The sequence below is a fragment of the Bifidobacterium pseudolongum subsp. globosum genome (assembly GCF_004155535.1).
Classification (GTDB): domain Bacteria; phylum Actinomycetota; class Actinomycetes; order Actinomycetales; family Bifidobacteriaceae; genus Bifidobacterium; species Bifidobacterium pseudolongum_C.
The window spans coordinates 31,083-54,595 of record NZ_RYUH01000007.1 but is presented as its reverse complement, the minus strand read 5'-3'; the positions used below and the strand labels follow the sequence as shown (position 1 = coordinate 54,595).

General features: G+C 65.2%; 20 protein-coding genes and 1 tRNA gene. 7 read left to right on the top strand and 14 right to left on the bottom strand.

Translation table 11 applies throughout. The annotated features are described in order from the left end of the window. The first annotated feature begins 57 nt into the window (after positions 1-57). Entirely contained in the window at positions 58-1,191 is a 1,134-nt protein-coding gene (locus PG2093B_RS02320) for a diacylglycerol/lipid kinase family protein (RefSeq protein ID WP_129858982.1), read from the top strand. A 93-nt stretch (positions 1,192-1,284) separates the two neighbouring features. Here the strand turns inward: PG2093B_RS02320 and PG2093B_RS02315 are convergent, their stop codons facing one another. Then, a complete protein-coding gene (locus PG2093B_RS02315; protein ID WP_129896956.1) occupies positions 1,285-3,426 on the bottom strand; it encodes a glucose PTS transporter subunit IIA in 2,142 nt (713 codons plus the stop codon). A gap of 359 nt (positions 3,427-3,785) precedes the next feature. Here PG2093B_RS02315 and pgm point away from each other — a divergent pair, with 359 nt between their 5' ends. The 3 genes from pgm to rpiA all read left to right on the top strand — a co-directional run bounded on the left by pgm (position 3,786) and on the right by rpiA (position 7,408). Continuing rightward, positions 3,786-5,462 (top strand): phosphoglucomutase (alpha-D-glucose-1,6-bisphosphate-dependent), encoded by a 1,677-nt coding sequence (pgm, locus tag PG2093B_RS02310; protein ID WP_022858249.1) that lies wholly within the window; start codon positions 3,786-3,788, stop codon positions 5,460-5,462. A 119-nt stretch (positions 5,463-5,581) separates the two neighbouring features. After that, complete coding sequence (locus PG2093B_RS02305) at positions 5,582-6,574, top strand: ribonuclease H family protein (protein WP_101430690.1); 993 nt, start codon at positions 5,582-5,584, stop codon at positions 6,572-6,574. 135 nt (positions 6,575-6,709) lie between these two features. Continuing rightward, positions 6,710-7,408, top strand: coding sequence for a ribose-5-phosphate isomerase RpiA (gene rpiA, locus PG2093B_RS02300; RefSeq protein ID WP_026643552.1), 699 nt, complete (start codon positions 6,710-6,712; stop codon positions 7,406-7,408). Between the two features lie 97 nt (positions 7,409-7,505). On the opposite strand, the gene PG2093B_RS02295 is transcribed toward rpiA, so the two are convergent. Both PG2093B_RS02295 and PG2093B_RS02290 read right to left on the bottom strand, forming a co-directional pair. Next, a complete protein-coding gene (locus PG2093B_RS02295) occupies positions 7,506-7,595 on the bottom strand; it encodes a 30S ribosomal protein bS22 (protein WP_004268639.1) in 90 nt (29 codons plus the stop codon). 88 nt (positions 7,596-7,683) lie between these two features. Continuing rightward, the gene (locus PG2093B_RS02290) at positions 7,684-8,364 is read right to left on the bottom strand and encodes a hypothetical protein (RefSeq protein WP_242502784.1); all 681 of its coding nucleotides are present in this window, start codon (positions 8,362-8,364) and stop codon (positions 7,684-7,686) included. Between the two features lie 68 nt (positions 8,365-8,432). On the opposite strand from PG2093B_RS02290, the gene radA reads away from it, so the two are divergent. Next, positions 8,433-9,857 carry a DNA repair protein RadA gene (gene radA / locus PG2093B_RS02285; protein ID WP_129896954.1) on the top strand — a complete coding sequence of 475 codons (1,425 nt, stop codon included), beginning with the start codon at positions 8,433-8,435 and terminating at the stop codon, positions 9,855-9,857. Here the strand turns inward: radA and ribF are convergent. The 5 genes from ribF to nusA all read right to left on the bottom strand — a co-directional run bounded on the left by ribF (position 9,838) and on the right by nusA (position 17,051). Continuing rightward, a complete protein-coding gene (ribF, locus tag PG2093B_RS02280) occupies positions 9,838-11,091 on the bottom strand; it encodes a bifunctional riboflavin kinase/FMN adenylyltransferase (RefSeq protein ID WP_129896952.1) in 1,254 nt (417 codons plus the stop codon). The genes radA and ribF overlap by 20 nt on opposite strands. A gap of 42 nt (positions 11,092-11,133) precedes the next feature. Continuing rightward, positions 11,134-12,156 carry a tRNA pseudouridine(55) synthase TruB gene (gene truB, locus PG2093B_RS02275; RefSeq protein ID WP_431520208.1) on the bottom strand — a complete coding sequence of 341 codons (1,023 nt, stop codon included), beginning with the start codon at positions 12,154-12,156 and terminating at the stop codon, positions 11,134-11,136. Beyond that, positions 12,153-12,785: a 30S ribosome-binding factor RbfA gene (rbfA, locus tag PG2093B_RS02270; protein ID WP_129896950.1), complete on the bottom strand. Its 633-nt coding sequence runs from the start codon at positions 12,783-12,785 to the stop codon at positions 12,153-12,155. Before rbfA ends, truB begins: the two co-directional genes overlap by 4 nt. A gap of 173 nt (positions 12,786-12,958) precedes the next feature. Beyond that, positions 12,959-15,772: a translation initiation factor IF-2 gene (gene infB, locus PG2093B_RS02265; RefSeq protein WP_101398378.1), complete on the bottom strand. Its 2,814-nt coding sequence runs from the start codon at positions 15,770-15,772 to the stop codon at positions 12,959-12,961. 211 nt (positions 15,773-15,983) lie between these two features. Continuing rightward, on the bottom strand, positions 15,984-17,051 hold the full coding sequence (nusA, locus tag PG2093B_RS02260) for a transcription termination factor NusA (protein WP_022858240.1): 1,068 nt from the start codon (positions 17,049-17,051) through the stop codon (positions 15,984-15,986). Positions 17,052-17,130: 79 nt separating this feature from the next. Here nusA and PG2093B_RS02255 point away from each other — a divergent pair, with 79 nt between their 5' ends. Next, positions 17,131-18,057, top strand: a complete 927-nt coding sequence (locus PG2093B_RS02255; protein WP_129896948.1) for a hypothetical protein — start codon at positions 17,131-17,133, stop codon at positions 18,055-18,057. 101 nt (positions 18,058-18,158) lie between these two features. Beyond that, positions 18,159-18,244, top strand: a tRNA-Ser gene (locus PG2093B_RS02250). 86 nt (positions 18,245-18,330) lie between these two features. Here the strand turns inward: PG2093B_RS02250 and PG2093B_RS02245 are convergent. The 6 genes from PG2093B_RS02245 to rpsM form a co-directional block, all read right to left on the bottom strand. Beyond that, on the bottom strand, positions 18,331-19,467 hold the full coding sequence (locus tag PG2093B_RS02245) for an IS1249 family transposase (RefSeq protein ID WP_129896946.1): 1,137 nt from the start codon (positions 19,465-19,467) through the stop codon (positions 18,331-18,333). A gap of 482 nt (positions 19,468-19,949) precedes the next feature. Then, the gene (locus PG2093B_RS02240) at positions 19,950-20,894 is read right to left on the bottom strand and encodes a tRNA pseudouridine synthase A (RefSeq protein WP_129896944.1); all 945 of its coding nucleotides are present in this window, start codon (positions 20,892-20,894) and stop codon (positions 19,950-19,952) included. A gap of 110 nt (positions 20,895-21,004) precedes the next feature. Next, the gene (rplQ, locus tag PG2093B_RS02235; protein WP_026643544.1) at positions 21,005-21,469 is read right to left on the bottom strand and encodes a 50S ribosomal protein L17; all 465 of its coding nucleotides are present in this window, start codon (positions 21,467-21,469) and stop codon (positions 21,005-21,007) included. A gap of 85 nt (positions 21,470-21,554) precedes the next feature. Continuing rightward, positions 21,555-22,550, bottom strand: a complete 996-nt coding sequence (locus PG2093B_RS02230) for a DNA-directed RNA polymerase subunit alpha (RefSeq protein WP_129896942.1) — start codon at positions 22,548-22,550, stop codon at positions 21,555-21,557. 79 nt (positions 22,551-22,629) lie between these two features. Then, positions 22,630-23,028 carry a 30S ribosomal protein S11 gene (gene rpsK, locus PG2093B_RS02225; protein ID WP_004268616.1) on the bottom strand — a complete coding sequence of 133 codons (399 nt, stop codon included), beginning with the start codon at positions 23,026-23,028 and terminating at the stop codon, positions 22,630-22,632. A gap of 83 nt (positions 23,029-23,111) precedes the next feature. Then, complete coding sequence (gene rpsM / locus PG2093B_RS02220) at positions 23,112-23,489, bottom strand: 30S ribosomal protein S13 (protein WP_022858234.1); 378 nt, start codon at positions 23,487-23,489, stop codon at positions 23,112-23,114. Between the last annotated feature and the right edge of the window lie 24 nt (positions 23,490-23,513).

The following is a 23,513-nucleotide window of genomic DNA, read 5'->3' as shown; positions in this document are numbered from 1 at the left end:
TGCTTTGACCGATTGCGCGGGCGCGCCGGCGCAGCGAGAGAGCGAGGACACGAAGTCATGAACCAACAGACGATCATACTGCTCACCGTCATGCTCGCGCTCATCGCCGGAATCATCGCCCTCATCGCGTTCCTGCGCATGCGCATGCACCGCCGGCGCGTGGCGTTGCTGCAGCAGCGCCGCGACGATCAGGTGCATTACGCGTTCATCATCAACCCATCCAAACCCGCCGCCGCGCAGACCCGCCGGCGGATCGAGGCATACTGCAAGGCGAAAGGGCTGACCGAAGTCGTGTTCATCGAGACGATGCTCGACAAAGACGGCCGCGTCTGCGCGCGCGAGGCGCTCGACGGCGGCGCCGACGTGGTGATCGCCGTGGGCGGCGACGGCACGGTGCGCACGGTGGCGAGCGCGCTCGCCGGCACTGAGCACGCGATGGGCATTGTGCCAATCGGCACCGGCAATCTCTTCGCGCGCAACATGGGCATTCCGCTCGACGACATTGAGGCCGCGCTGACGATCGCCGTCTCGCACGGGTCACGGCGTGTGGATCTGGGCCGTGTCAATCTGCTCGACGACCCGAACGAGGACCACGGGCATGCGTTCCTGATCATTGCGGGCATTGGGTTCGACGCGGTGATGATCGACGACACCGACCCCAACCTCAAGCGCAACTTCAGCTGGCTTGCCTACTTCCTTTCCGGGGCGAAGCACCTGTTCGCACCCAAATACCGTGCCGACGTGCGCATCGAAGCCGCCGACCACACCGTGCACACCGACCGCGGGCTCGAACTGCGCACATTCATGGCGGGCAATTGCGGTGAGATCCCCGTGTTCTCGCTCATGCCCGACGCGTCGTTCAACGATGGCCTGCTCGACTTCGAGGTGATCGACACGACCGGAGGTCTGCTCGGCTGGGCGAATCTGTTCGGCGATGTGGTGCACCAGACAATCACGAAGAAGGCGAAGCAGAGCCCGCTGTCCATGCATTCGAAACTCGAGCAGATGCAGGGCTACAGCGCCGAGGTGCGCCTCGACCGGCCCGTGCTCGCGCAGGTGGACGGCGACATGCTGCCGAGCACGCAGCATCTGCGGTTCTCTGTGGAGCCTGAGGCGTTGATTGTGCGCGTGCCGTTGCCCGACCCGGAGCAGCTGAGCGCGACCGCGCAGATGCCGGCTGTGCGTGCCTGAATCAGCCGGCCATGCTGCCCCATACATGACAAGAGCGGCCGCCACGATTGTGGCGGCCGCTCTATTGGTTGAGCTCAGTCTTGCTCAGCGCACTCAGTGCTCGATGTCGATGACGACATCGCCCGGCTGCACGTCTTGGTCCACATGGGGCATGACGCGGGTGAGGGCGGCGGTGTTGAGCACGGTCATCAGTGTGGTGGTGCTGTAGCCGGCGGCCGTGACCTTGCTGAAGTCCACGTCCACGAGCTTGTCGCCCACGTTCACACGCTGGCCCTGCTTGACGGCAACGGTGAAGCCGTCGCCGTTCATCTTGACGGTGTCGATGCCGACATGCACCAGCACCTCAACGCCGTCATCGGTCTTGATGCCGAACGCATGGCCGGTCTCGGCCACCGTGCTGAGCACACCGGCGAGCGGCGCGTACACGGTGTCACCAGTCGGCTGGATGCCCACGCCTTCGCCCAGCGCACGCGATGCGAACACCGGGTCGCCGCACTCGTCGAGCGAGATCACATGGCCGGCGAGCGGCGAATAGACGTGGTCGGTCGGCTGTACCGGGGCGTCTTCACGGGCCGCGGCGGCACCGGCGGCCGGCGTCTTGTCGGCGGGCAGCAGATTGTCGTCCTCATGCGTCTCGGCGTGCTCCACCGCAGCGCGGTTCGCCGGGGTCTCCGTGGCCTCGTCGGCCTGCACGGCCTGCACGCGGGCGAGCACCTCGGCCTTTTCCTCAGGTGTGCGGTAGTCGAACGTGACGACCATGAACATCGAGACGAAGAACGCGATCGCGATCGCGAGGCCGTAGACCCACATCTGGTTGAAGACCGGCACCGTGAGCAGCGACGTGAACGCGAACGCGGTCGTGGTCACACCGTGCACGACTTCGCCATTCTCCAAGGTGGACGGGAAGAGCCAGCCGAGCACGGCGATGGAGATGCCGCCGGCGGCGCAGCCCACAAGCATGCGGCTGTACATCTTCTTGAAACGCAGATGGATGCCGTAGAGCGAAGGCTCGGAGACGCCGCCGAGCAGACCAGCGGCGAGCGCGCCGATCGAGGTCTGGCGCATTTCGGTGTCATGGTCACGCAGCGCCAGGATCAGCACGCCGGCGGTGGCACCGAAGCAGGCGAAGTTCCACGCGCCCATCGGGCCCTGGATGAAGTCGTAGCCCATCGTGTCGATGTTGATGAGCATGAGGGCGTTGAGCGGCCAGTGCAGGCCGAGCGGCACGAGGAACGGGTAGATCATCGGGATCAGCAGCGCGAAGATGAATGGCGCATGCGAGTTGAGCCATGCGAGGCCCACGCCGAGCCAATTGCCGACCCACACGCCAAGCGGGCCGACGAGGAACGCGGTGAGTGCGCCAACGATGACCATGCACAGGAACGGCACGAACACGAGCTGCACCGAATCCGGGATGATCTTCTTGAGCCCGTGGTAGACGAGCGCGAGCACGGCGGCCATCAGCAGTGGCACGAACACGTTGCCGCTGTAGTCACTGAGCTGCATCGGCATGCCGAAGACGGTGGTGGTGCACTGCTGGGTGCCGACGACGCTCTGCGAACAGTGGGTTTCGGCCCAGTCGGTGCTCATGAGGTTCATGAACGAAGGCGTCATGAGGGCGGCCATGATCGCGCCGCCAAGCCACGGGTCGACGTTGAGCTTCTTGGCCGCGTTGTAGGCGATCATGATTGGCAGGAAGTAGAACACGCCCTTGTACAGCGCCTGCACAAAGACCCATGTCGGCGACTGCGTCTCGCTCTGGATCCAGCCGCATGCGATGCACACGTTGATGATCGCGATGATGAGCGACGCGCCGAGCAGCACGCCCAGGATCGGGCGGAACGAATCGGACAGGTATTCGAAGAACGAGTCGAGCCACGCCACCTTGCCGCGGGCCTTGGAGCGGGCGGCCGCCTTGACGTCGGCGTTCGACATGCCCTCCGTGGAACCGCCGGCGGCCTTGGCCGGGGCGCCGGATGCCACACGCTGCATCTCAGGCAGGTTCATGATCTGGTTGTAGACATTGGCGACGCCGCCGCCGATGACCACCTGATAGCGGTCGCCGCTCTGCGGGACCGCGCCCAGCACACCTTTCATGTGCTGGAGCTCGTTCTGGTTGACCTTTCCTGCATCAACCAGTTCGAAACGAAGGCGAGTGGCGCAGTGCGTCAGGCTTTTGACGTTATCTGGGCCACCGATCGCAGAGATGATCTGCGAAGGTAACGAGTCAGCCATCGTTCATCCTTTCCTCTTGTGATTGTGGTCGCCAACGAAGCCCCATTGCTGTTCGCCGAACGACCCGAGACGGCACAGTACGCCTCAGCGCCGCATCAAAATTCGGACCGGACGTCCCAGCAACCAGCCTCGTGGAATCGTTTCCAGTGTACTCGTTTCGCCCTTCACGCCCTCCGCCAAAAGCTAAGCGGCCCAGTATACCAAGGGGTCATTCTGATTATTTCGGTGTTTTGTGAGATGCGGAGCCGATGCAATCGATTTCATCTCTTCGCCATCGGCTAAACTTTGGTAGTGCTGCCTGCAGCGCATACGCACTGTAGGCTGGAGCAGTCCATCGTTACAGATTGATTGAAGGTTGTATGGTTGCACAGAACGCGGGCATGCCCGCCACTCCAGCAGATCTTATCGACGTCGATGAAGTCATCGGCAAGTACTACGACGTGGTGCCGGACCCATCCGTGCCCGAGCAGCGCGTCATCTTCGGCACCTCGGGCCACCGCGGCTCGTCGCTGAAGACCTCGTTCAACGAGGCGCACATCGTGGCGATCACGCAGGCCATCGCGGAATACCGCAAGGCCGCCGGCGTGACCGGCCCGCTCTACATCGGCCGCGACACCCACGCGCTGAGCCTGCCGGCGTGGAAGACCGCGATCGAGGTGCTCGTGGCGAACGGCGTGCGCGTGCGCGTCGACTCCCGCGACGACTACACCCCCACCCCGGTTGTCTCCCAGGCGATTCTGACGCACAACCGCGCGGCGGACGGCACCCAGCGCTTCGAAGGCGCCGACCTGGCCGACGGCATCGTCGTGACGCCTTCGCACAACCCGCCCACCGACGGCGGTTTCAAGTACGATCCGGTCACCGGCGGCCCGGCACCGTCCGAGGTGACGAACGCGATCGCAAACCGCGCGAATGAACTGCTCGGCGACTTCAAGAGCGTCAAGCGCGTGCCGTTCGAGCAGGCCATCAAGTCCGACCTCGTGGAGCGCTTCGACTTCCGCGAGCACTACGTGGACGACCTCAAGAACGTCATCGACTTCGACGTGATCCGCAACTCCGGCGTGCGTCTGGGCATCGACCCGCTCGGCGGCGCCTCGGTGAACTACTGGCCGCTCATCAACGAGAAGTACGGCCTGAACATCGGCGTCATCCGCCCCGAGGTCGACCCGACGTGGCGTTTCATGACGATCGACCACGACGGCAAGATCCGCATGGATCCCTCGTCGCAGTACGCGATGAAGGGCCTCGTGGACGAGCTCAACGCCGGCGCATGGGACAAGTACGACCTGGTGGGCGGCACCGACCCGGACGCCGACCGCCACGGCATCGTCTGCCCGAACTGGGGCGTGATGAACCCGAACCACTACCTGGCCGTGTGCGTCGAATACCTGTTCGGCGGCAACCGCCCCGACTGGCCGGCAGGCGCCGGCGTGGGCAAGACGCTCGTCTCCTCCTCGCTCATTGACCGCGTGGCCGCGGCGATCGACGCGCATGTCGTCGAGGTGCCGGTCGGCTTCAAGTGGTTCGTCGACCCGCTGTTCACCGGTGAGGTCGCGTTCGGCGGCGAAGAGAGCTCCGGCATGAGCTTCCTGCGCTTCAACGGCCGCGTGTGGACGACCGACAAGGACGGCTTGATCCCCGACCTGCTCGCCGCAGAGATCACCGGCAAGACCGGCAAGAACCCGGCGCAGCTGCACCAGGAGCAGGTGGAGCGCTTCGGCGAAAGCTGGTACAGCCGCATCGACACGCCCACCACCCTTGAGCAGAAGCAGAAGTTCGCGAATCTCAATGCGGACGATGTGACCGCCACCACGCTCGGCGGCGAGGACATCACCGCGATCCTGACCAAGGCCCCGGGCAACGATGCGCCGATCGGCGGCATCAAGGTCGTGACCGAGGACAACTGGTTCGCGGCCCGCCCGTCCGGCACCGAGAACATCTACAAGGTCTACGCCGAGTCGTTCGTCTCCCCCGAGACGCTCGACTCCGTGCTCGACGAAGCCACGCAGGTCGTGGACAACGCCCTCGGCGAGTGATCCACCGCGCACGGCACCGCCGCGCAACGCACTGAAGCAACGCCCAGACCCGGCCATCGGCGCCGCGCGTCTGGGCGTTGCCGTTGGTGCGGGCAGTGCCTGGCCGTACAGTGGAGGGCATGACAATCACTGTTTCCACTGACGGATCCGCACTCGGCAATCCCAACGGGCCGATGGGCTGGGCGTGGGCCGACCACTCAAGCCAAGGCGATCACGCGCACACCGGCGATTGCGACGCCGGCGGCGCAACGAACGGCACGAACCAGATCGGTGAACTGTGCGCGGTGTTGATGGCGTTGCGCGCACACCCGGGCAGCGAGCCGCTCGTCATCGAAACCGACTCGCAGTACGCGATCAACTGCTCCACCAAGTGGGTGCACGGATGGAAGAAGAACGGCTGGAAGAACTCGAAGAAAGAGCCTGTGAAGAACGCGGCGGTGATCAAGGCGATCGACGCGGAGCTGCGCGCGCGCGAAGGCTCGGTGCGCTTCCAGTGGGTCAAGGGGCATGCGGGCAACGCCGGCAATGAGAGGGTCGACGAGCTCGCGCGCACCTACGCCGAGGACTGCAGATCAGGCGTGCGCGACGGCTACCTGCCGCGCGAAGGCTGGCAGTCGCTGCTCGATTCGCCGTACGCGCGTGGCACCGACGTGCCGATGGACGCGCAACTGCTGCTCGACGGCGAGCTCGACCGCGCCAAGTATGTGGCCGGCCGATGCATCGGCGGCGCGGCAAGCGAGACGGAGGCGCCGAGCGAACCGCATGATGCGAACGAGCAGCCGGCCGCGCCCGTGCAATCCGCGCAGCCGCAGAGCGCTGACTCCACGCCCGTCGACCCTGTGCGCGACACCGACCCCGCACAGCCTGCCAAACCCGCACAATCTGCACAGCCAGCCGAATCTGCGCCATCCGTGCAGCCCGCCGAACCACTGCTGCGGCACAGCGGGCTGCATGTGAGCGGCGAGGTGCGCTTCACTCCCCCGCCTCAGTCGAGCCCGCATTTCGACGGCCGTCCGCGCCGTGTGCGCGGCTATATCGAGGTCGACGGACTGGTGAACGGCGACGGCACGTTGACGCTCGAAGGCGCGCCGTTCCTCGTCTACCAGTCATGATGTGCACAGGGACATCCGCCGCCCACACATGAAACCAGACGTGAAACACGGGAGCCTGCGCGTTCTGTTGGCTCGGTTAGTATGGGAGGCAGTGCGCGGGGCGATTCCGCGCCATGATTCGCATAAAGGAGCGTTATGGACAAGGCACAACAGGATGCGATGAAGAAGGAAGCCGGCATCGAAGCCGCAAAGCTCATCACCGACGGCATGATCGCGGGTCTGGGCACCGGTTCGACCGTGCGGTTCCTCGTGGACGAGCTCGGCCGCCGCGTGCAGGAGGAGGGCCTCGACTTCACCGGCGTGACCACTTCCCGCCGCACGCAGGAGCAGGCCGAAGGCTACGGCATCAAGATCGTGAACATCGACGACGTGGACCACATCGACCTCACGATCGACGGCGCCGACGAAGTGGACGCCAACTTCAACGGCATCAAGGGCGGCGGCGCGGCCCTCCTGTGGGAGAAGATCGTGGCCGTCAATTCCAACAAGATCGTGTGGATCGTGGACGAATCCAAGGTCGTGGACGTCATCGGCAAGTTCCCGCTGCCGGTCGAGGTAATCCCGTTTGGCTGGTCGCACGTGTTCAAGCGCCTCGACGAGCGCGGCTACAAGCCGGTGCTCCGCCTCGACGCCGAAGGCGAGCCGGTGCGCACCGACGAGAACAACTACGTGATCGACCTGCACCTCGAGCGCATCGACGACCCGCAGGCGCTGGCCCAGGACCTCATCAACATCGTGGGCGTTGTGGAGCACGGCCTGTTCCTCAACATGGTCAACGAAGTGATCGTGGGCAGCCCGGACGGCCCGCGCGTGCTGACCAACCCGAACAAGTGAGCCGGTCCAGGCACTGACCGACGGCGACACAGAACGCAGGAGGCCCCCAAATCATTGGGGGCCTCCTGCCATATACGCTTACATCAGCTGGTAAAGACTACTTGCGCTGGTGGCGAGTCTTACGCAGCAGTTTGCGGTGCTTCTTCTTGCTCATCCGCTTGCGGCGCTTCTTGATGACCGAGCCCATCTCAAGCCTCCGTTCCATATACTCGAAAAGTTTGCAACTTGACACACTCTACACGGCTGAGCCGACTTTGCGCTTCAGTCACGCCCGATTAGACCGGGAACAGCTTGTAGACCGCTTCCACGCTCGCCTGCGGTCCGGTAACGCGGAACACCACGGTGTCGTTGCGCCACAACGCAGTGGCTGTGCCGTCGCCACCCTTGCCGCCCACCACAACATAGCTGCCGGTGTTCTGCCCGGAGACCTTGATGTTGCCCGCGGCGAGCTGTTCGCCATCGAGCGCCTTGGCGAGTTTCTCGTACTGTGTTTCGGCCTCTTCGGCGTCGGCCCACTGGCCCATCAGCACGCGCACGTCTTTGGCTTGGTCGCCGTTGCCGTATGTGACCGCATATGCCTCGACCGGCGCGGCCGACTGCCATTCGTCGCTTGACTCGACCGCCCCGCGCACATAGTTCGACACATGCTCGGGCAGGATCTTGACGAGTTCGGACGCGTCGGATGGCAGCGGCTGCGCCGCGATCGTCGGTGTGGCCGAGGCGACCGCCGAAGGCACTTCGACCGGCGCGGGCGGCGTACGCACCGCCCAGCCGGGCCAGCCGAATGCGCTGACGAGCGCAAGCACCACAATGATCGCGGCGGCGCACACGACCGCACGCGCCCTGCGTGCGGTCCCCGACGTCTGCGGCGCCGGCTGTTGCGCGGTCCGTGCCGTGGTCTTCGCCGTGGCCCGTGCGCTCGTGCGCCGCGCAGGGGTTCCCGAAGTCTTTGCCATAGCCATCATCTTGGCACAGCCGCCTGACGCCTCTTGCGCATGACGCGGGCAGGCGCTACGTTTCGAATATGGCAAAGAGCAATGTGAGCTACGTGTGCACCGAGTGCGGCTGGACCGGGTCGAAATGGTACGGCCGCTGCCCCGAATGCGGCCAGTGGGGCACGATCGAGGAGTTCCGTGAGGCGAAGCCGAATCCGTCCACCACGCGCACGGCTGCTCCGGGCCGCACCGCGCGCACCACGGCGAGCGCGGTCGTCTCGAGCGCCGCGCAGCCGATCACGCAGATCAACACGGCGTCGGTGACGCGCATCCCCACCGGCTTCGGCGAATTCGACCGTGTGCTCGGTGGCGGCATTGTGCCCGGGTCTGTTGTACTGATCGCCGGCGAACCGGGCATCGGCAAGTCGACATTGCTGCTCGAGACCGCTGGCAACATCGCCAAAGCGAGCAGTGGCGCCGCGCAGCGCAACACCGTGCTCTATATTTCCGGCGAGGAGTCGCAGGCGCAGGTGCGGTTGCGCGCCTCGCGCATCGGCGCGGTCGAGGAGAACCTGCTGCTCGCCTCCACGACCGACTTGGCGACCGCGCTCGGCCTGATTGAGCAGCACAAGCCGGCCCTGGCGATCGTCGATTCGGCGCAGACGATCGTCTCGCAGGACGTGGATGGCATTTCGGGCGGCTCCACGCAGGTGCGCGAGGTGGCGAGCGCGCTGATCGACACGGCCAAATCGCTCGACGTGCCGGTGCTGCTGGTGGGCCATGTGACCAAGGACGGTTCGATCGCCGGCCCGCGCACGCTTGAGCATCTGGTGGATGTGGTGTGCCAGTTCGAGGGTGACTCGCAGACCGCGTTGCGCATGTTGCGCGCGGTGAAGAACCGGTTCGGCCCCACTGACGAAGTGGGCTGCTTTGACATGAGCGGCGTCGGCATCGAGGAGGTGACCGATCCGGCTGGCCTGTTCCTCTCGTCCACCGACGCGCCCGTCGAAGGCACGTGCGTCACGTTCACGCTCGACGGCCACCGTTCGCTGCCGGTGGAGGTGCAGGCGCTCGTGACGAAATCGGTGCTGCCCACGCCGCGCCGCGCCGTCAACGGCGTGGACACGAACCGCATCGCAATGCTCGTGGCGGTGCTGTACCGGCATGGTGGCCTTGCGCTGTTGACGAACGACCTGTACATCTCCACGATCGCCGGCGGCGTGGCCAAGGAGCCGGCGTGCGACCTGGCGGTCTGCGCGGCGTTGGCGAGCGCCGCGACGAATATGCCAATCGCCAAGACCACGTGCGCGATCGGCGAGATTTCGCTCACCGGTCAGGTACGCCCGGTGCCGCGACTGGAATACCGCCTGCGTGAGGCGGCCCGTTTGGGGTTCACCATGGCCATCGTGCCGCCGTTGCGCACGCCGGTGCACGTCGACGGCCTGACGATTGTGCCGGTGCAGTCACTCAAGGACGCACTGGAGGCCATGCGGCTCACGAAGCGCGCGAAGTGAGTTCCCTCGTCTCGTCCGCATTGCGCTTGAGTTCGGCCGCCAATTCGTCCGCCGAATCGAATTTGATCTGCGGGCGCAGGAATCCCACGAATTCGCAGCGCACACGGTGCCCATACAGTTCGAGCCAGTCGTCGGTGAGCGCGTAGGCTTCGAGCACGCGCTCGTCATGCCCGCTCTGCTCGTTGAACGTGGGTTTGCGGCCGATCGAGATCGCCGCCGGCCAGCGGTACGGCGAATGTTCGGCGAGCCGGTTCTCCACGCCGCCCGACGTGTACTGCTGCGAGATCGGCTCGGCGCCGGCTTCGGGCGCCTCGCTGTACGCGCGCTGCGACTCGTCGTATTCATCGGCGGGGCCCAGGTCGATGAGCCAGCCGGCGTATACGCCGTCGACAGGCAGATAGCCGTCGATTGGCGTCTCCACGTTCGCCGTGGGGAATCCGATTGTGCGCCCGCGTTCCTCGCCGTGCACCACGGTGCCTTCCACGCCGTGCGTGTGCCCGAGCACGTCATTGGCCGCCATGATGCGCCCCTGCCCCAGTAGCCACCGCACGTTCGTGGAGCTCAGCACGCGCACCTTCTTCGAGTTCAGTCGCTTCGTCAATGCGCGCTGTTCGGCTTTGTTCAGGCCCTCAAACGGGTCGTTGGGCTCGCCACGGCCTTCGGGCATGCGCGGCGCGGCCTGCTGCGGCACGAACACGTGGCCGCCGTGGTCGGGCACAACCACGAGTTCGAACACGCCGGTGCCTTCGGCGAGCCGGCCGATCGACTCCACTGTGCCTTCCAGATTGGCGCCCATGCGCGCGTCCTCACCCAGCACGAGCGTGCGCATGCCGAGCTTGCCCACGAGCTGGCCCAGGAAGAAGCGGAACGACTTCGCCGCGAACTCCAGGTCGTAGCGCACGATCAACACGTAATCCACGTGCAGCGCGTTCATCATGCGCAGGCGTTCGTCCACGCCGGTGATCTTCTGTGTGTCCTGCACGTCGGACGTCGGCTCCATGCCGCCGTTCTTCGCGGCGTACGCATGCACGAACGCCGGGCGCGGATCGAACATGATCACCACCGAGAAGCACTTCTCGCGTTTAGCGATGCGCACGGTCTCCTTGATCACCGACTGATGCCCGCGGTGCACGCCGTCGAACACGCCCACCGTGACGACCGATTTCTTCGATGCGCTCAGTGTGGGCCAAGCCACGGTGCCGGTGATGTCCGGCTGCAAACGAATGATGTTCAATTCATCTCACCTCTGGTAATGTGTGCCAATTGCTCAAGGTTGTCAGTCCCTACCGGCCGGCGCGGGGAACACGGTCAGCGGCTTCAGCTCGCGCGCATTGGCGCGTTCCGCGATCGCCACGACGTCGCGCGTTGCCGGCACGACGGCCGCGCACGGCACGCCGCCCGGCAGCTGCGCCGGGCATGCGATGCGCCGGCCGAAGCGCAGGTCGCGGGCCTCGCCTTCGTCCACCTCCACGATGGGCAGCGCGCCGCGCACCGCGTCGATCATCGGCAGCGCGCGGCTGAGCAGCGCATGGCCGGTTTCGTCGAGCACCGCGCGGTTGCGCGTCACCGTCACGCCTTCGCGGTTCGTGAACGTGCGTGATTCCACATGCGCATGCACCGCGCGCGGATCGTCGGCGCGGAATGCGCCGACCGCTTCGCGCCGCAGCCGTGTCAGATGCGCGCCGCAGCCGAACAGGTCGCCCAGATCGCGCGCCAAGGCGCGGATGTATGTGCCGGCGGAGCACTCCACCTCCACGTTCACGTCGAGCACCGGTGTGCCATCGGCCGCCGTGGCGGTGTGCGCGTCGAGCACGTCGAAACGCCTGATGGTCACCTCACGCGCCTTGAGCTCCACCTCGGCTCCTGCACGCGCCAGATCGTAGGCGCGCCGGCCGTTGACCTTGATCGCCGAATACGCGTTCGGCACCTGTTTGATGCGCCCGGTGAACGACTGTGCCACGGCCTCTCGCACGTCGCCAAGGTCCGGCAGCGGCGCGCCGGCCTCGCCGGGCATGATCTCACCGTCGGCGTCGTCGGTCGTGGTGCGCTGGCCAAAGCGCACGGTGGCGCTGTAGGTTTTGCTGTGCTCCACAATGATGTTGAGCAGGCGCGTCGCATTGCCGAAGCCGACCACGAGCACGCCGGTGGCCATCGGGTCGAGCGTGCCGGCGTGGCCCACCTTGCGCATGTGCAACGCACCGCGCACGGCCGCCACCAGGTCGTGGCTCGTCACGCCCTGCGGTTTGTCGATGATCAGCAGGCCGGATTGTCCGGCTGTCGTTGCCGCCACGCGGGTCAGTCCTGCGCGCCGTCGATCGTGGACTGCGGGTCGAGTTCGGCCGGGTCCACCGGGTCGTCGTCGCTGCCGTCCACCGCGTCCTCGTCGTCGTCGAAGTCCTCGAGCTCCTCCACGGTCACCACGTCGCCGTCGTACTCGTTGTACTCGTCCTTGTCTTCGTGCTCCAGGCTCTCGATCTTGTCCTCGGTCTCATCCTCGTCGTCGTGCTTGTATGGGTCGGCTTCGCCAGCGTACTGCGCGTTCGCGCGCATGCGCGCGAGCTCCTCGTCGCGGCGGCGTGCGGCCACGATGATGTCGTCGATCTCGTGCGCCTCGCCCGGCACCTCGTCGAAGATGAACTGCAGCTGCGGGGTCAGGCGCAGGCCGGCCTTCGCGCCGACCATCGTGCGCAGGCGCCCGCGCGCCTGGCTGAGCGCGGTCTGCGCGCGCTTGCGTTCGCCCTCGTCGTTGCCGGTGTGCGAGATCGTGGTCCAATACACTTTGGCGAGCTGCAGGTCGTTCGTCACCTTCACGTCGGTGATCGTGACGTTCTTGAGCCGCTTGTCGTGCAGCGTGGACTCCATGTTCGAAGCGATGACGCGTTGGATCAGCGCCGCGATGCGCGCGGCGCGAGGATTCGTTCCCTGCATGATGTTCCTTTTCGTATGGTCGTGTGTTCCAGTCTGGTACTGCTCACTAAGCGTAGTCGAAAACCAGCGGCGCGTGTGTCAGCCTGTTGCAAAACGTGTGCGCGCGAAAAAGGCGGGACAGATCAGGAGTGATCTGCCCCGCCCATTCGCGTTGCGCTCACCGCGCGCAGCGGTTACTTGCGCTCGATCTCGCGCATCTCGAAGGTCTCGATGATGTCGCCGATCTCGATGTCGTTGAACGTGCCCAGGTTGATGCCCGCCTCGTAGCCTTCCGAGACCGACTTGACGTCGTCCTTGAAACGGCGCAGCGAGCTGATCTCCAGGTCGTTGACCGTGGCCACGCCGTCGCGCAGGATGCGCGCCTTGGTGCCGCGCTTGACTTCGCCGTCGAGCACCATGACGCCGGCGATGTTGCCGAACTTGGACGAGCGGAAGATCTCGCGGATTTCGGAGTGCGAGGTGGTGACCTCTTCGAATTCCGGCTTGAGCATGCCCTTGAGCGAGGCCTCGATGTCTTCGATCGCCTTGTAGATGACCGAGTAGTACTTGATCTCCACGCCTTCGCGCTCCGCCAGATCGGCGACCTGACGGTTCGGACGCACGTTGAAGCCGATGATCACGGCCTTGTCCACGGAGGCGAGGTTCACGTCGTTCTGCGTGATTGCGCCGACGCCGCGGTGGATGACCTGGATGCCGACCTCGTCGGAGACCTCGATCTTCATGAGCGAATCCTCGAGCGCTTCCACAGAACCGGACGAATCGCCCTTGATCACGATGTTGAGCATGTCGATCTCGGACTTCGCGAACTGTTCCTTGAGGCTCTCGAGCGAAACGACCTTGCGGCGCTTCGCCAGCTGGGCGGCGCGCTCGGTGGCCTGCCGCTTCTCGGCGATCTGGCGTGCGGTGCGGTCGTCCGGCGCCACCAGGAACAGGTCGCCTGCGGTCGGCACCGAGGTCAGGCCAAGCACCTGCACCGGGGTCGACGGCAGCGCCGCTTCCATGTTCTTGCCGTTCTCGTCGAGCATCGCGCGCACACGGCCGTACGACGTGCCCGCCACGATCGAATCGCCGATGTGCAGGGTGCCGGACTGGACGAGCACGCTCGCCACGGCGCCGCGGCCCTTGTCGAGGCGCGCCTCGATCGTGGCGCCACGGGCGTCCATGTCGGGGTTCGCGCGCAGGTCGAGCTCCGCGTCGGCCGTCAGCAGCACCGCTTCGAGCAGCTTGTCGACGTTCGTGCCGTACTTCGCCGAGATGTCGACGAACATCGTGTTGCCGCCGTACTCCTCGGGCACAAGGCCGAATTCGGTGAGCTGGCCGCGCACCTTGTCGGGGTTCGCACCCTCGACGTCGATCTTGTTCACGGCCACCACGATCGGCACATGCGCGGATTGCGCGTGGTTGATCGCTTCCACGGTCTGTGGCATCACGCCGTCGTCGGCCGCCACGATCAGGATCGCGATGTCGGTCAGCTCGGCGCCGCGGGCACGCATGGCGGTGAACGCCTCGTGACCCGGGGTGTCGAGGAACGTGATCTTGCGCTCTTCGCCATCCAGGTCCACGGTCACCTGGTAGGCGCCGATGCGCTGCGTGATGCCGCCGGCCTCGCGTGCGATGACGTTCGTCTGGCGGATTGTGTCGAGCAGTCGGGTCTTGCCGTGGTCCACGTGGCCCATCACGGTCACGACCGGCGGACGCGGCTTGAGGTCCTCGTCCTCCTGCAGTTCCTCGGACTCGAGGTCGATGTCGAACTGCTGGAGCAGCTCCTTGTCTTCCTCTTCCGCGGACACGACCTTGATGTTCCAGCCGATCTCGTCGCCCAGGATCTGGAACGTCGCCTCATCGAGCGACTGCGTGGCCGTGGCCATCTCGCCCAAGTGGAACAGCACGGTCACGAGGGCCGCCGGATTGACGTTGATCTTCTCGGCGAGGTCCGCGAGCGACGAGCCCTGGCGCAGCTTGATTGTCTGGCCATTGCCCTTGGGGATGCGCACGCCGCCGATGACGGGTGCTTTCATCTCCTCGTATTCATGACGCTTCGCCAGGCGGTTCTTACGTGCCTTCGAGGATTTGCCGCCTTGGCGGCCGAACGCGCCGGCTGCGCCACCGCGACCACGGCCGCCGCCACGCGACGGGCCATTGTTGTTGTTCTGGAAGCCGCCGGAATTGCCGCCGCCGAAACGGTTGCCGCCCGGACGCCCGCTGTTGGCGCCGCCGCCTTGGTTCTGGCGGTGCTGGCCCCACTGGCCCGGACGTGCTCCGGTGCCCGGCCCCGGGCGGCCGTTGCGGGCGCCGCCACGTGCACCGGGGCGGCCGCCGCGGCGGCTGTCGTTCACGGTCGGGCGCGCCATCGGATGCGGGCGCGGAATGTCACCCGGCGTGGGCGTATGCATGCCCTGCTTGCGGCTGAACGGGTTGTTGCCCGGGCGTGGCGCATGCTGCTGCGGTGCGCCCGGCTTGGCGCCGCCGCCCTGCTGGCCGTTGCCTTGGGGGCCGCGGGGTGTGCGGGGGCCCGGCGTCGGCGCGTTGGGACGTGCGTTCGAACGCTCGTTGCGGTTGGTGTTCTGCGGACCGGGGCGAGGGCCGCCGTTCGCGCGAGGCGAAGCGGAGCGCTGACCGCCACGTGGCGCTTCGGACTGGGCGTTGCGGCGTGGGCCGGGACGTTGGCCGGGCTTGGCCGCCGTGGGGCGTGCCCCGGACGGCTTGGGGGCCGCCGGCTTGGCCGAAGTCTCTGATGCATGGGTTGCGGGGGCCGCAGGCTTCTTGGGCTGCGGCTTGGCTGCGGGGGCGTTGTTCTTGGCGGCGGGCGCTGCCGCGGAATCGGCGTTCGCTTTGGGGAACGCTTCCTTGAGTCGGCGGGCGACCGGGGTCTCCACTGTCGAAGACGCCGATTTGACGAATTCGCCCATGTCCTTGAGCTTTTCAAGGACGGTCTTGCTGTCTACGCCAAGTTCCTTGGCGAGTTCATATACGCGTGCTTTCGGCACTCAATTTCTCCTATTTCCCAGCCGCGCATACACACCAGCGCAGCTGCTTATCTTTTCACGGCGAGCATGCTGTATCTCATCGTGTGACCATGGTTGTTCTACCTCGCTCTGTTTTTCGGGCATTCCGAGAGCGCCCGACGTACAGATTTCGTGTTCAGCATACTCCCGCCGGTGGATACACGGCGGGAGTATTGCGGCGCGAGAAATATGCCTAGTTCCCGCTGTTTTCGCCGCTCTGCGCAGCTTCCTGCTGCGCCTTGAGCGCGGCCTGTTTCTTTGCGAACGTCTCTTCGGATTCGATGCCGATCTTCCAACCGGTCAGCTTGGCCGCCAGACGCGCGTTCTGCCCTTCCTTGCCGATGGCGAGCGAGAGCTGGTCATCGTGGATGAACGCGATCGCGGTCTGGTTCTTCTCGCTGATCACCTGCACGCCCGAGACGACAGCCGGCGAGAGCGCGGCCGCGACGAACGTGGCTGGGTCGTTCGACCAATCGACGATGTCGATCTTCTCCGGGCCCAGGTTCTCCATCACCGCGCGCACACGCGAACCACCAGGTCCGATCAGCGCGCCCTTCGGATTGACGCCCGGCGTGTTGGCGCGCACGGCGATCTTGGTGCGGGCACCGGCCTCGCGCGCGATCGCCATAATCGAAACGGCGCCCGAAACGAGTTCCGGCACCTCGCGTTCGAACAGGCGGCGCACCAGTTCCGGGTGCGAGCGCGACACGATGATCTCCGGGCCCTTGAGGCCGCGCGAGACGTTCACCACGTACACGCGGATGCGCTCACCATGGCGGTAACGCTCCCCCGGCACCTGTTCGCGCCGCGGCAGGATCGCCTCCACGTCGCCCACGGCCACGTGCACGTTCGCGGTGTCCTTCGCGTCCTGCTGCACCACGCCAGTGATCAGCTTGCCGCGCTGGCCCGAGAACGCGCCGAAGATCTTGTCGTCCTCGGCCTTGCGGAACAGCTGCTGGATCACCTGGCGCGCGGTCGCCGCGGCCAGGCGCCCGAAGTCGTTCGGGGTGTCGTCATACTCCTCGCCGAGCTTTGGCGCGGGGTGCGGATCGTCTTCAGTGGGCTCCTGCGGGATCTCGTCCTGCGCCCAGATGGTGAATGTGCCGGCACGCGGGTCCAGTTCGACGCGCGCGTGCTTCGCTGCATGAGGTGTTTTCAGATACGCGAGACGCAATGCTTCAGACAGCGCCTCGTCCACGGTTTCGGTATCGATTTCCTGCTCGCGAGCGAGCTGGTAAATGCCGTTCAGGTCCAGTTCCATGATGTAGACCTCCTATTTTGAGTTATATACACGAGCGCTCTGCCCCTGTGGTCACAGTCCATAACTACTGTAGTGATTCATGCCGACACGCCCATATCTGTTGTATGCACACCGCGCCCATCATTCGCGCCTCGCGGCCGCGCTGAGCTGTCTGTTCGCCGTGTGCATGCTCGCCGGCTGCGCCACGCCGCGGCTTGCAGGGCGCGCGGAGTCCGAGCAACGGCTCAGCCCGTGCGAATCCGCGGTCGAAGCGGCTTCGGCGGGCACCGAGCGCGCCACGAGCGCGGACTCGCCGATCACGATGCGGTATGTGGCGGCGAAGCAGGCGCAGCACGACTGGCTCGACGTGGCGGTGCAGTGCCCGCTGCGCTTCGCCGAAGGCACGATGCGCAGCGCACAGATGCAGCACCGCACGCAACAGCTCGCGCGTGTGCTGGGAGCGAACAGCAAACCACTGACCGTCACGCGGCTCGACAGTGTGGCCAGCGTGCCGGTCGGCGGCGATGCACTGGCGCAGGCCGCGCTCGCCGACGACCGCGCGGGATTCGCCACCGAAGTGCTTGCGGGGCGGTTCGTGAGCGGTGCGGCGCGCGACGCGCGGACCACACCGCTCGCCGAAGACGGCACACTGCTCGCGATGAGCGAGAACCACAAGCAAGCGGCCTCGCAGATGATGCAGTTGTCCAACGGCGCGCACGACCTGCGGCAGAAGCTGTACGGCACCGACGAGCTGCTCGCGCACAGCGCCAACGTGACCGACCCGGTGAACGGATTGCGCGCCAACACCGTGGCGGTTGTGGAGATGTCATGCGCACGCGAGGAGATGCAGGCGATTGCGCAGTCCACGCGCACGATGGAGTTGCCGGATAACGCGAATGCCGTGCAGCAGGCACAGCAGGGGCTGTTGCAGCTTTCGCTGCTCGCCGCCACGCACGCCTACACCGCGTTCGAGCTGGGGTATCCGAGCAGTGACTATGCGGTGTTCGCCGCGGATGATGATGAGTGATGAGTGGGTGGCTTGAATGTGGCTGCAACACGCGACATGCCCATGGATTTGACGTGGGTGCAGCTTGTGGCATAATGAACAAGTTGCTTGATTGCAGCAAAGGATGAGTGTCCGAGCGGTCTAAGGAGCACGCCTCGAAAGCGTGTGAGGGCAACCCCCTCCGCGAGTTCGAATCTCGCCTCATCCGCCCCTAGGGTTTTTGGTTCGCGCCAAAAACCCTTTTTTCATGCCTCTCCCAGAGGTTTGGGGTTATAGGCCAAAATGTGTGTCTGGCTAGTCGGTGTCTTTCCATGGTGTGCTGGTGTGGAATTCGTTCCAGTCGATGCCGGTTCCGTATCTGGCGGGGATGCCGAAGACTTGCTGCCTTCCTTCGTCGCTGTGCTCCCATGCCTGTCGGTAGAGGTGTTCGATCTGTTCGTCGCGCCACGCATGCGTGGCCAGCCATGCGGGGTTTTCGGGGTGTTCGGTGTGTTGGTGGCACCACCAGCACACGGCCTTGATGCGACGGAGCAGGCACAGGCCGCGGTGGTTCCCGGGCATGGCGCGGATGCGTGCGTTTTGCGATTCGATGGCGTTGTTGGTGGTCGGCACGGGTGTCGCGGTGCCCAGTTCGGGGTCCATGAAGGTGAACATGGTCCGCTCGCGTATGCGGCGGCGCATGGTGTCGCGCGCTTTGACGAGGCGTTGGTGCAGGTCGTTCTCGCTGCCGTCGGCCCACACGCTTTTCTGCTCGAGGAAGTCCTTGTGCCGCGTCTCCCACGCGGTGTAGGCGCCCAGCCAGGCGGCCATGGCGTCGCCGTCGTGCACGCGGGTGAGGTCCTTGGCCAGGCGCAGCAGCTGCCGGGACGCCTCGTGGCGCGGGTTCGTGCCGAGTATGGCGCCGATGTTGAGGCAGATGTGGAACAGGCAGCGTTGCACGCGGGCGCCGGGCCATGCGTGCCTGAGGGCCTTGCGGATGCCGCCGCCCCCGTCGCATACGACGGCCACGGGTTCGGCGATGCGGGCCATCAGGTTCATCCATGCCGCGCTGGTCTCGCGCCGGGCGACGTACCAGCCGAGCACGTGCCCGTCGCCCCAGGCGATGAGCACGACCGCGTTGCGGCCCAGGTGGATGCCGTCGAGGTGCACCACGTCGTGGACCTGCCCGTCCATCGGGCATGGCGGCCACAGGCTCCAGCCAAGCTCGTTGCGCCGGCGCAGCGTGCGGGCGCTCACATGCCGTTGCTCTTGGGTGTCCGCCGACAGGAGCCAGTCGATGAACCCGCGCACGTCGCGCGCGGCCGTGCCATAGCCGCGCGTCCTGCTCGACCCGCATCCCGGGTCCTTGCACCGCCAGCGGGTCCTGCCCGCGCTGGTCGTGCCGTTCCTTTTCATCTTCCCGCCGCACCGCGGGCACAATGGCTGTTCCATGGCACCATGGAACCGGCACTTTCGAACGGCTGTCAACCCAAGCGGCAGTAAGGGCCGACAAGGATTCCAGACACACATTCCGGCCGGGCGCGAAAGTCATGTCACCGACTTTCGAACCCATGAAACGCCATACTCCGCAAGGCCTAAGACGCGATTCCAGACACACTTTTTGGCCTATAACCCGAGGTTTGTCATGCTCGGCGCCCTCAGGCATGACATTCGTCAGAGAATCCCCGAGAGTCGTCATCCAACAACATGTATTGCATGACTTCCCTCAAACTCGGACCGAGGTTTGTCATGTTCTGAAGCATCCAGCATGACTTTCGTCAGAAAACTGGGCCAGGGGATTGCAGAGAGTCGTCGCGGAGGGTTCCATCCACACATACCATCCACATCCAGAGGTGTGGATATGTGGAATGGATTGCGCGGCCGTCCACATATCCACCGGAATTGTGCATGGGCGGCGCAGGTCAACCACCGGACTATGCGGCAGGCTGCTCAGGCATCGTGCGGCGCGCACGGATCTTCTCGGCGCGTTCTGCGAGCTCGCCATCTTCCGGATATTCGATGTGCTCGAGCGTCAGGCCCTCAGGCGCGATCGGCCCGGTCGACCCTTCGCGCAGCGGCGTGGCGATCTTCTCCGCGAACCAGTCGACGGTGCGCTTGCCCAGCCCCACCTGCACACAGCCGTTGACGAGCGAACGCACCATGTTGCGCGCGAACGCGTCGGCCACGATCGTAAAACAGAGCAGCCCGGATTCCATCGCCGGCGTACGGTAGCGCTCCCCTCGCGGGTCCGCGATGAGCGGACGCGCGGGCACGCGGCTCCAGTACGCGGTCTTGACGTCGCGGATCGTGGTGCCACCGGGATTCGCGATGGCGAACGAGCCGAAATCGTGCAGTCCGATCGCGCAGGCGGCGGCTTCGTTCATCACCGACTCGTCGAGCCGCTGGTCCGTGAGCCACACGTAACTCTGTTGGCGCGGATCCCAAGCGGCCGGGTCGTCGCAGATGCGGTAGACATACGTGCGTTCGAGCGCGGAGAAGCGCGCGTCGAAGCCTTCGGGCGCGATGGAGACACGGTGGATCGCGATGTCGCCGGGCATCATGCGCTGCAAGCGCAGTTCGAGCGCCTGCACCGGCGTGGCGTCCATGTGGCCGACGCAGCGCGCGAGCTGTGCCTCGGTCACGTCGAGATGGCACACCTGATGCGCGGCATGCACACCCGCATCGGTGCGCCCGGCCACCACGAGGTGCGGCAGCGGCGGGCGGCCGTCCGCATGCGCGGCATCGACCGGCCGCACGCCGCACAGCACGCGCTCCAACGCGGCCTCGACCTCACCCTGCACGGTACGCATGCCGGGCTGCGCGGCCCAGCCGTTGAACGAACACCCGTCATACCCCAGATCAATACGCAGACGAACCATGGGGCACGAGTCTAGCAACGGCGCGCTACTGCGGCGCCTGGCGTGCTGCGGAGAAACGAACAGGGCTGGAACCCTCGCGGATTCCAGCCCTGCGCAGTCTGTAGTCAGACTCACTCAGCCTTTTCGGCTTCGTTGGCTTCAGCCTCGACCGGAGCCTGGTCTGCGGCAACCTTGGTGGCTGCCTCTGCTTCCTTGACGACGGCCTTCTTGGGGCTCACCGGCTCGGTGACGAGCTCGATGATCGCCGCAGGCGCCGAATCGCCCTTGCGCGGAGCGATCTTGACGATGCGGGTGTAGCCGCCTTCGCGCTGCTCCATCTGTTCTGCGATCTGCGTGAACAGCTTGTGCACCACGGACTTGTTGCGGATCACGCGCATCACGCGGCGGCGGGAGTGCAGATCACCGCGCTTGGCGAAGGTGATCAGGCGCTCGGCCAGCGGGCGAAGGCGCTTGGCCTTCGGCAGCGTGGTGGTGATGCGGCCGTGCATGAACAGGCTCGTGGCCATATTCGCGAGCATCAGGCGCTCATGTGCCGGGCTGGAAGCCAGACGTGGGCCTTTCTTAGGTGTTGGCATTGGTTTCTCCTTGATTGCCCCGCCGGCTCAGGTGGGCATGAGCCCGAACATCCGAGACCGTCGAAGCGGTTGTGTCGAAGGTGGTTTACTCGTCTTCCGGCGAGAAGAACGTGCCGCCTTCGAGATTGGTGGCGTCGAAGCCGAGCGGCGAGGCCTTGAGGGACAGTCCGAGGGACTGCAGCTTCTCTTTGACCTCATCGATGGACTTCATGCCGAAATTACGGATGTCGAGCAGATCCTGCTCCGTGTGGTTGACCAGCTCGCCGACTGTGTGGATGCCCTCGCGCTTGAGGCAGTTGTAGCTGCGCTGCGTAAGGTTGAGGTCCTCAATCGGTACAGACATCTCCGGATCGGCCTCTTCGACAACTGGTGCCGGGCCGACTTCGACGCCTTCTGCCTGGGTGTTGAGCTCACGGCACAGGCCGAAGAGCTCGACAAGCGTCGATCCTGCGGACGCCACGGCGTCGCGCGGGGAGATAGCGGGCTTGGTCTCCACGTCCAGAATGAGCCGATCGAAGTCGGTGCGCTGTTCCACGCGCGTGGCTTCGACCTTGTAGCTCACCTTGAGCACTGGGGAATAGATGGAATCAACCGGGATGCGGCCGATCTCATCGCCATCCTGCTTGTTCATCTGGGCAGGCACATAACCGCGGCCGCGTTCGACGGTGAACTCGATCTCGAGTTGGCCGTCATCGGCGAGCGTTGCGATATGCATCTGCGGGTTGGCGATGGTCACGCCGGCCGGCGGGGTGATGTCCCCCGCGGTGGCCTCACCCTTGCCGCTCTTGCGCAGATACATGACAACCGGCTCATCGTATTCGCTGGTGAGCACGATGCCCTTGATGTTCAGCAGAATCTCGGTGACGTCTTCTTCCACACCCGGCAGAGTGGTGAACTCATGCAGGGCGCCGGAGATACGCACCGAAGTCACAGCCGCTCCCGGAATCGAGCTCAGGAGGGTGCGGCGCAGCGAGTTGCCAAGCGTATAGCCGAACCCAGGTTCGAGAGGCTCGATGATGAAACGGGAACGCTGAGGGTTCAGGGATTCCTCGGTAAGTGTCGGACGCTGTGCGATAAGCACTGTGGTTATCCTTTCAGCTTCGGCCGGTGGTGCACTCACCGGTCTCAAGCGGCTTTGGATGGATGGGGTTGTCTAGTGCTCAGACGCGACGACGCTTCGGAGGACGAACGCCGTTGAACGCTTGCGGGGTCACATCGGTGATGGAACCGACTTCGAGGCCCGCGGACTGCAGGGAACGGATGGCGGTCTCACGACCGGAACCCGGGCCCTTGACGAAGACGTCGACCTTCTTGACGCCGTGTTCCATGGCCTTGCGGGCCGCGGATTCAGCTGCCATGCCAGCAGCGTACGGCGTGGACTTGCGGGAGCCCTTGAAACCGACGTCGCCACCGGAAGCCCAGGACACGACTGCGCCCGAGGGATCGGTGATCGAGATGATGGTGTTGTTAAACGTTGACTTGATGTGCGCCTGACCGACCGGGATCGACTTGCGATCGCGGCGACGAGTCTTGCGCGCGGCCTGCTTTTGAGCTGCCATTGACCCTCGTTTCCTTGTAACGAACTCTTGTTTGTTGCTGCGGCGATGGTGGTCGCCGTGGCCGCAGCTGAGGACTCACCTAATTACTTGGTGGCCTTCTTCTTTCCAGCGACCGTACGCTTCGGTCCCTTGCGGGTACGCGCGTTGGTCTTGGTGCGCTGTCCGCGCACTGGGAGTCCCTTACGGTGACGCATGCCCTGGTAGCAGTTGATCTGAATCTTACGACGAATGTCAGCGTCGATTTCACGACGCAGGTCGCCCTCGATCTTGTAGTTGGACTCGAGGTAATCACGCAGCGTGATGAGCTGCTCATCCGTCAGGTCCTTGACGCGGGTGTCCGGGTTGATGCCGGTGGCTTCAAGGGTTTCCTTCGCACGAGTGCGGCCTACACCGAAGATGTAGGTGAGCGCGATCTCGATGCGCTTGTCATTGGGGATGTCGACTCCGGCAAGACGTGCCATTGCGATTCCTTCTGTTTCACACAG

Excerpts from the sequence above, each read along its gene's own strand:
- rplQ (WP_026643544.1), bottom strand. The coding sequence starts at position 21,469 with ATGCCAACACCTAAGAAAGGCCCACGTCTGGCTTCCAGCCCGGCACAT.
- pgm (WP_022858249.1), top strand. The coding sequence starts at position 3,786 with ATGGTTGCACAGAACGCGGGCATGCCCGCCACTCCAGCAGATCTTATC.
- rbfA (WP_129896950.1), bottom strand. The coding sequence starts at position 12,785 with ATGCAGGGAACGAATCCTCGCGCCGCGCGCATCGCGGCGCTGATCCAA.
- rpsK (WP_004268616.1), bottom strand. The coding sequence starts at position 23,028 with ATGGCAGCTCAAAAGCAGGCCGCGCGCAAGACTCGTCGCCGCGATCGC.
- radA (WP_129896954.1), top strand. The coding sequence starts at position 8,433 with ATGGCAAAGAGCAATGTGAGCTACGTGTGCACCGAGTGCGGCTGGACC.
- PG2093B_RS02295 (WP_004268639.1), bottom strand. The coding sequence starts at position 7,595 with ATGGGCTCGGTCATCAAGAAGCGCCGCAAGCGGATGAGCAAGAAGAAG.
- PG2093B_RS02305 (WP_101430690.1), top strand. The coding sequence starts at position 5,582 with ATGACAATCACTGTTTCCACTGACGGATCCGCACTCGGCAATCCCAAC.
- PG2093B_RS02290 (WP_242502784.1), bottom strand. The coding sequence starts at position 8,364 with ATGGCAAAGACTTCGGGAACCCCTGCGCGGCGCACGAGCGCACGGGCC.
- PG2093B_RS02240 (WP_129896944.1), bottom strand. The coding sequence starts at position 20,894 with ATGGTTCGTCTGCGTATTGATCTGGGGTATGACGGGTGTTCGTTCAAC.
- rpiA (WP_026643552.1), top strand. The coding sequence starts at position 6,710 with ATGGACAAGGCACAACAGGATGCGATGAAGAAGGAAGCCGGCATCGAA.
- rpsM (WP_022858234.1), bottom strand. The coding sequence starts at position 23,489 with ATGGCACGTCTTGCCGGAGTCGACATCCCCAATGACAAGCGCATCGAG.
- PG2093B_RS02315 (WP_129896956.1), bottom strand. The coding sequence starts at position 3,426 with ATGGCTGACTCGTTACCTTCGCAGATCATCTCTGCGATCGGTGGCCCA.
- PG2093B_RS02245 (WP_129896946.1), bottom strand. The coding sequence starts at position 19,467 with ATGGAACAGCCATTGTGCCCGCGGTGCGGCGGGAAGATGAAAAGGAAC.
- PG2093B_RS02320 (WP_129858982.1), top strand. The coding sequence starts at position 58 with ATGAACCAACAGACGATCATACTGCTCACCGTCATGCTCGCGCTCATC.
- nusA (WP_022858240.1), bottom strand. The coding sequence starts at position 17,051 with ATGGAACTGGACCTGAACGGCATTTACCAGCTCGCTCGCGAGCAGGAA.
- PG2093B_RS02255 (WP_129896948.1), top strand. The coding sequence starts at position 17,131 with ATGCCGACACGCCCATATCTGTTGTATGCACACCGCGCCCATCATTCG.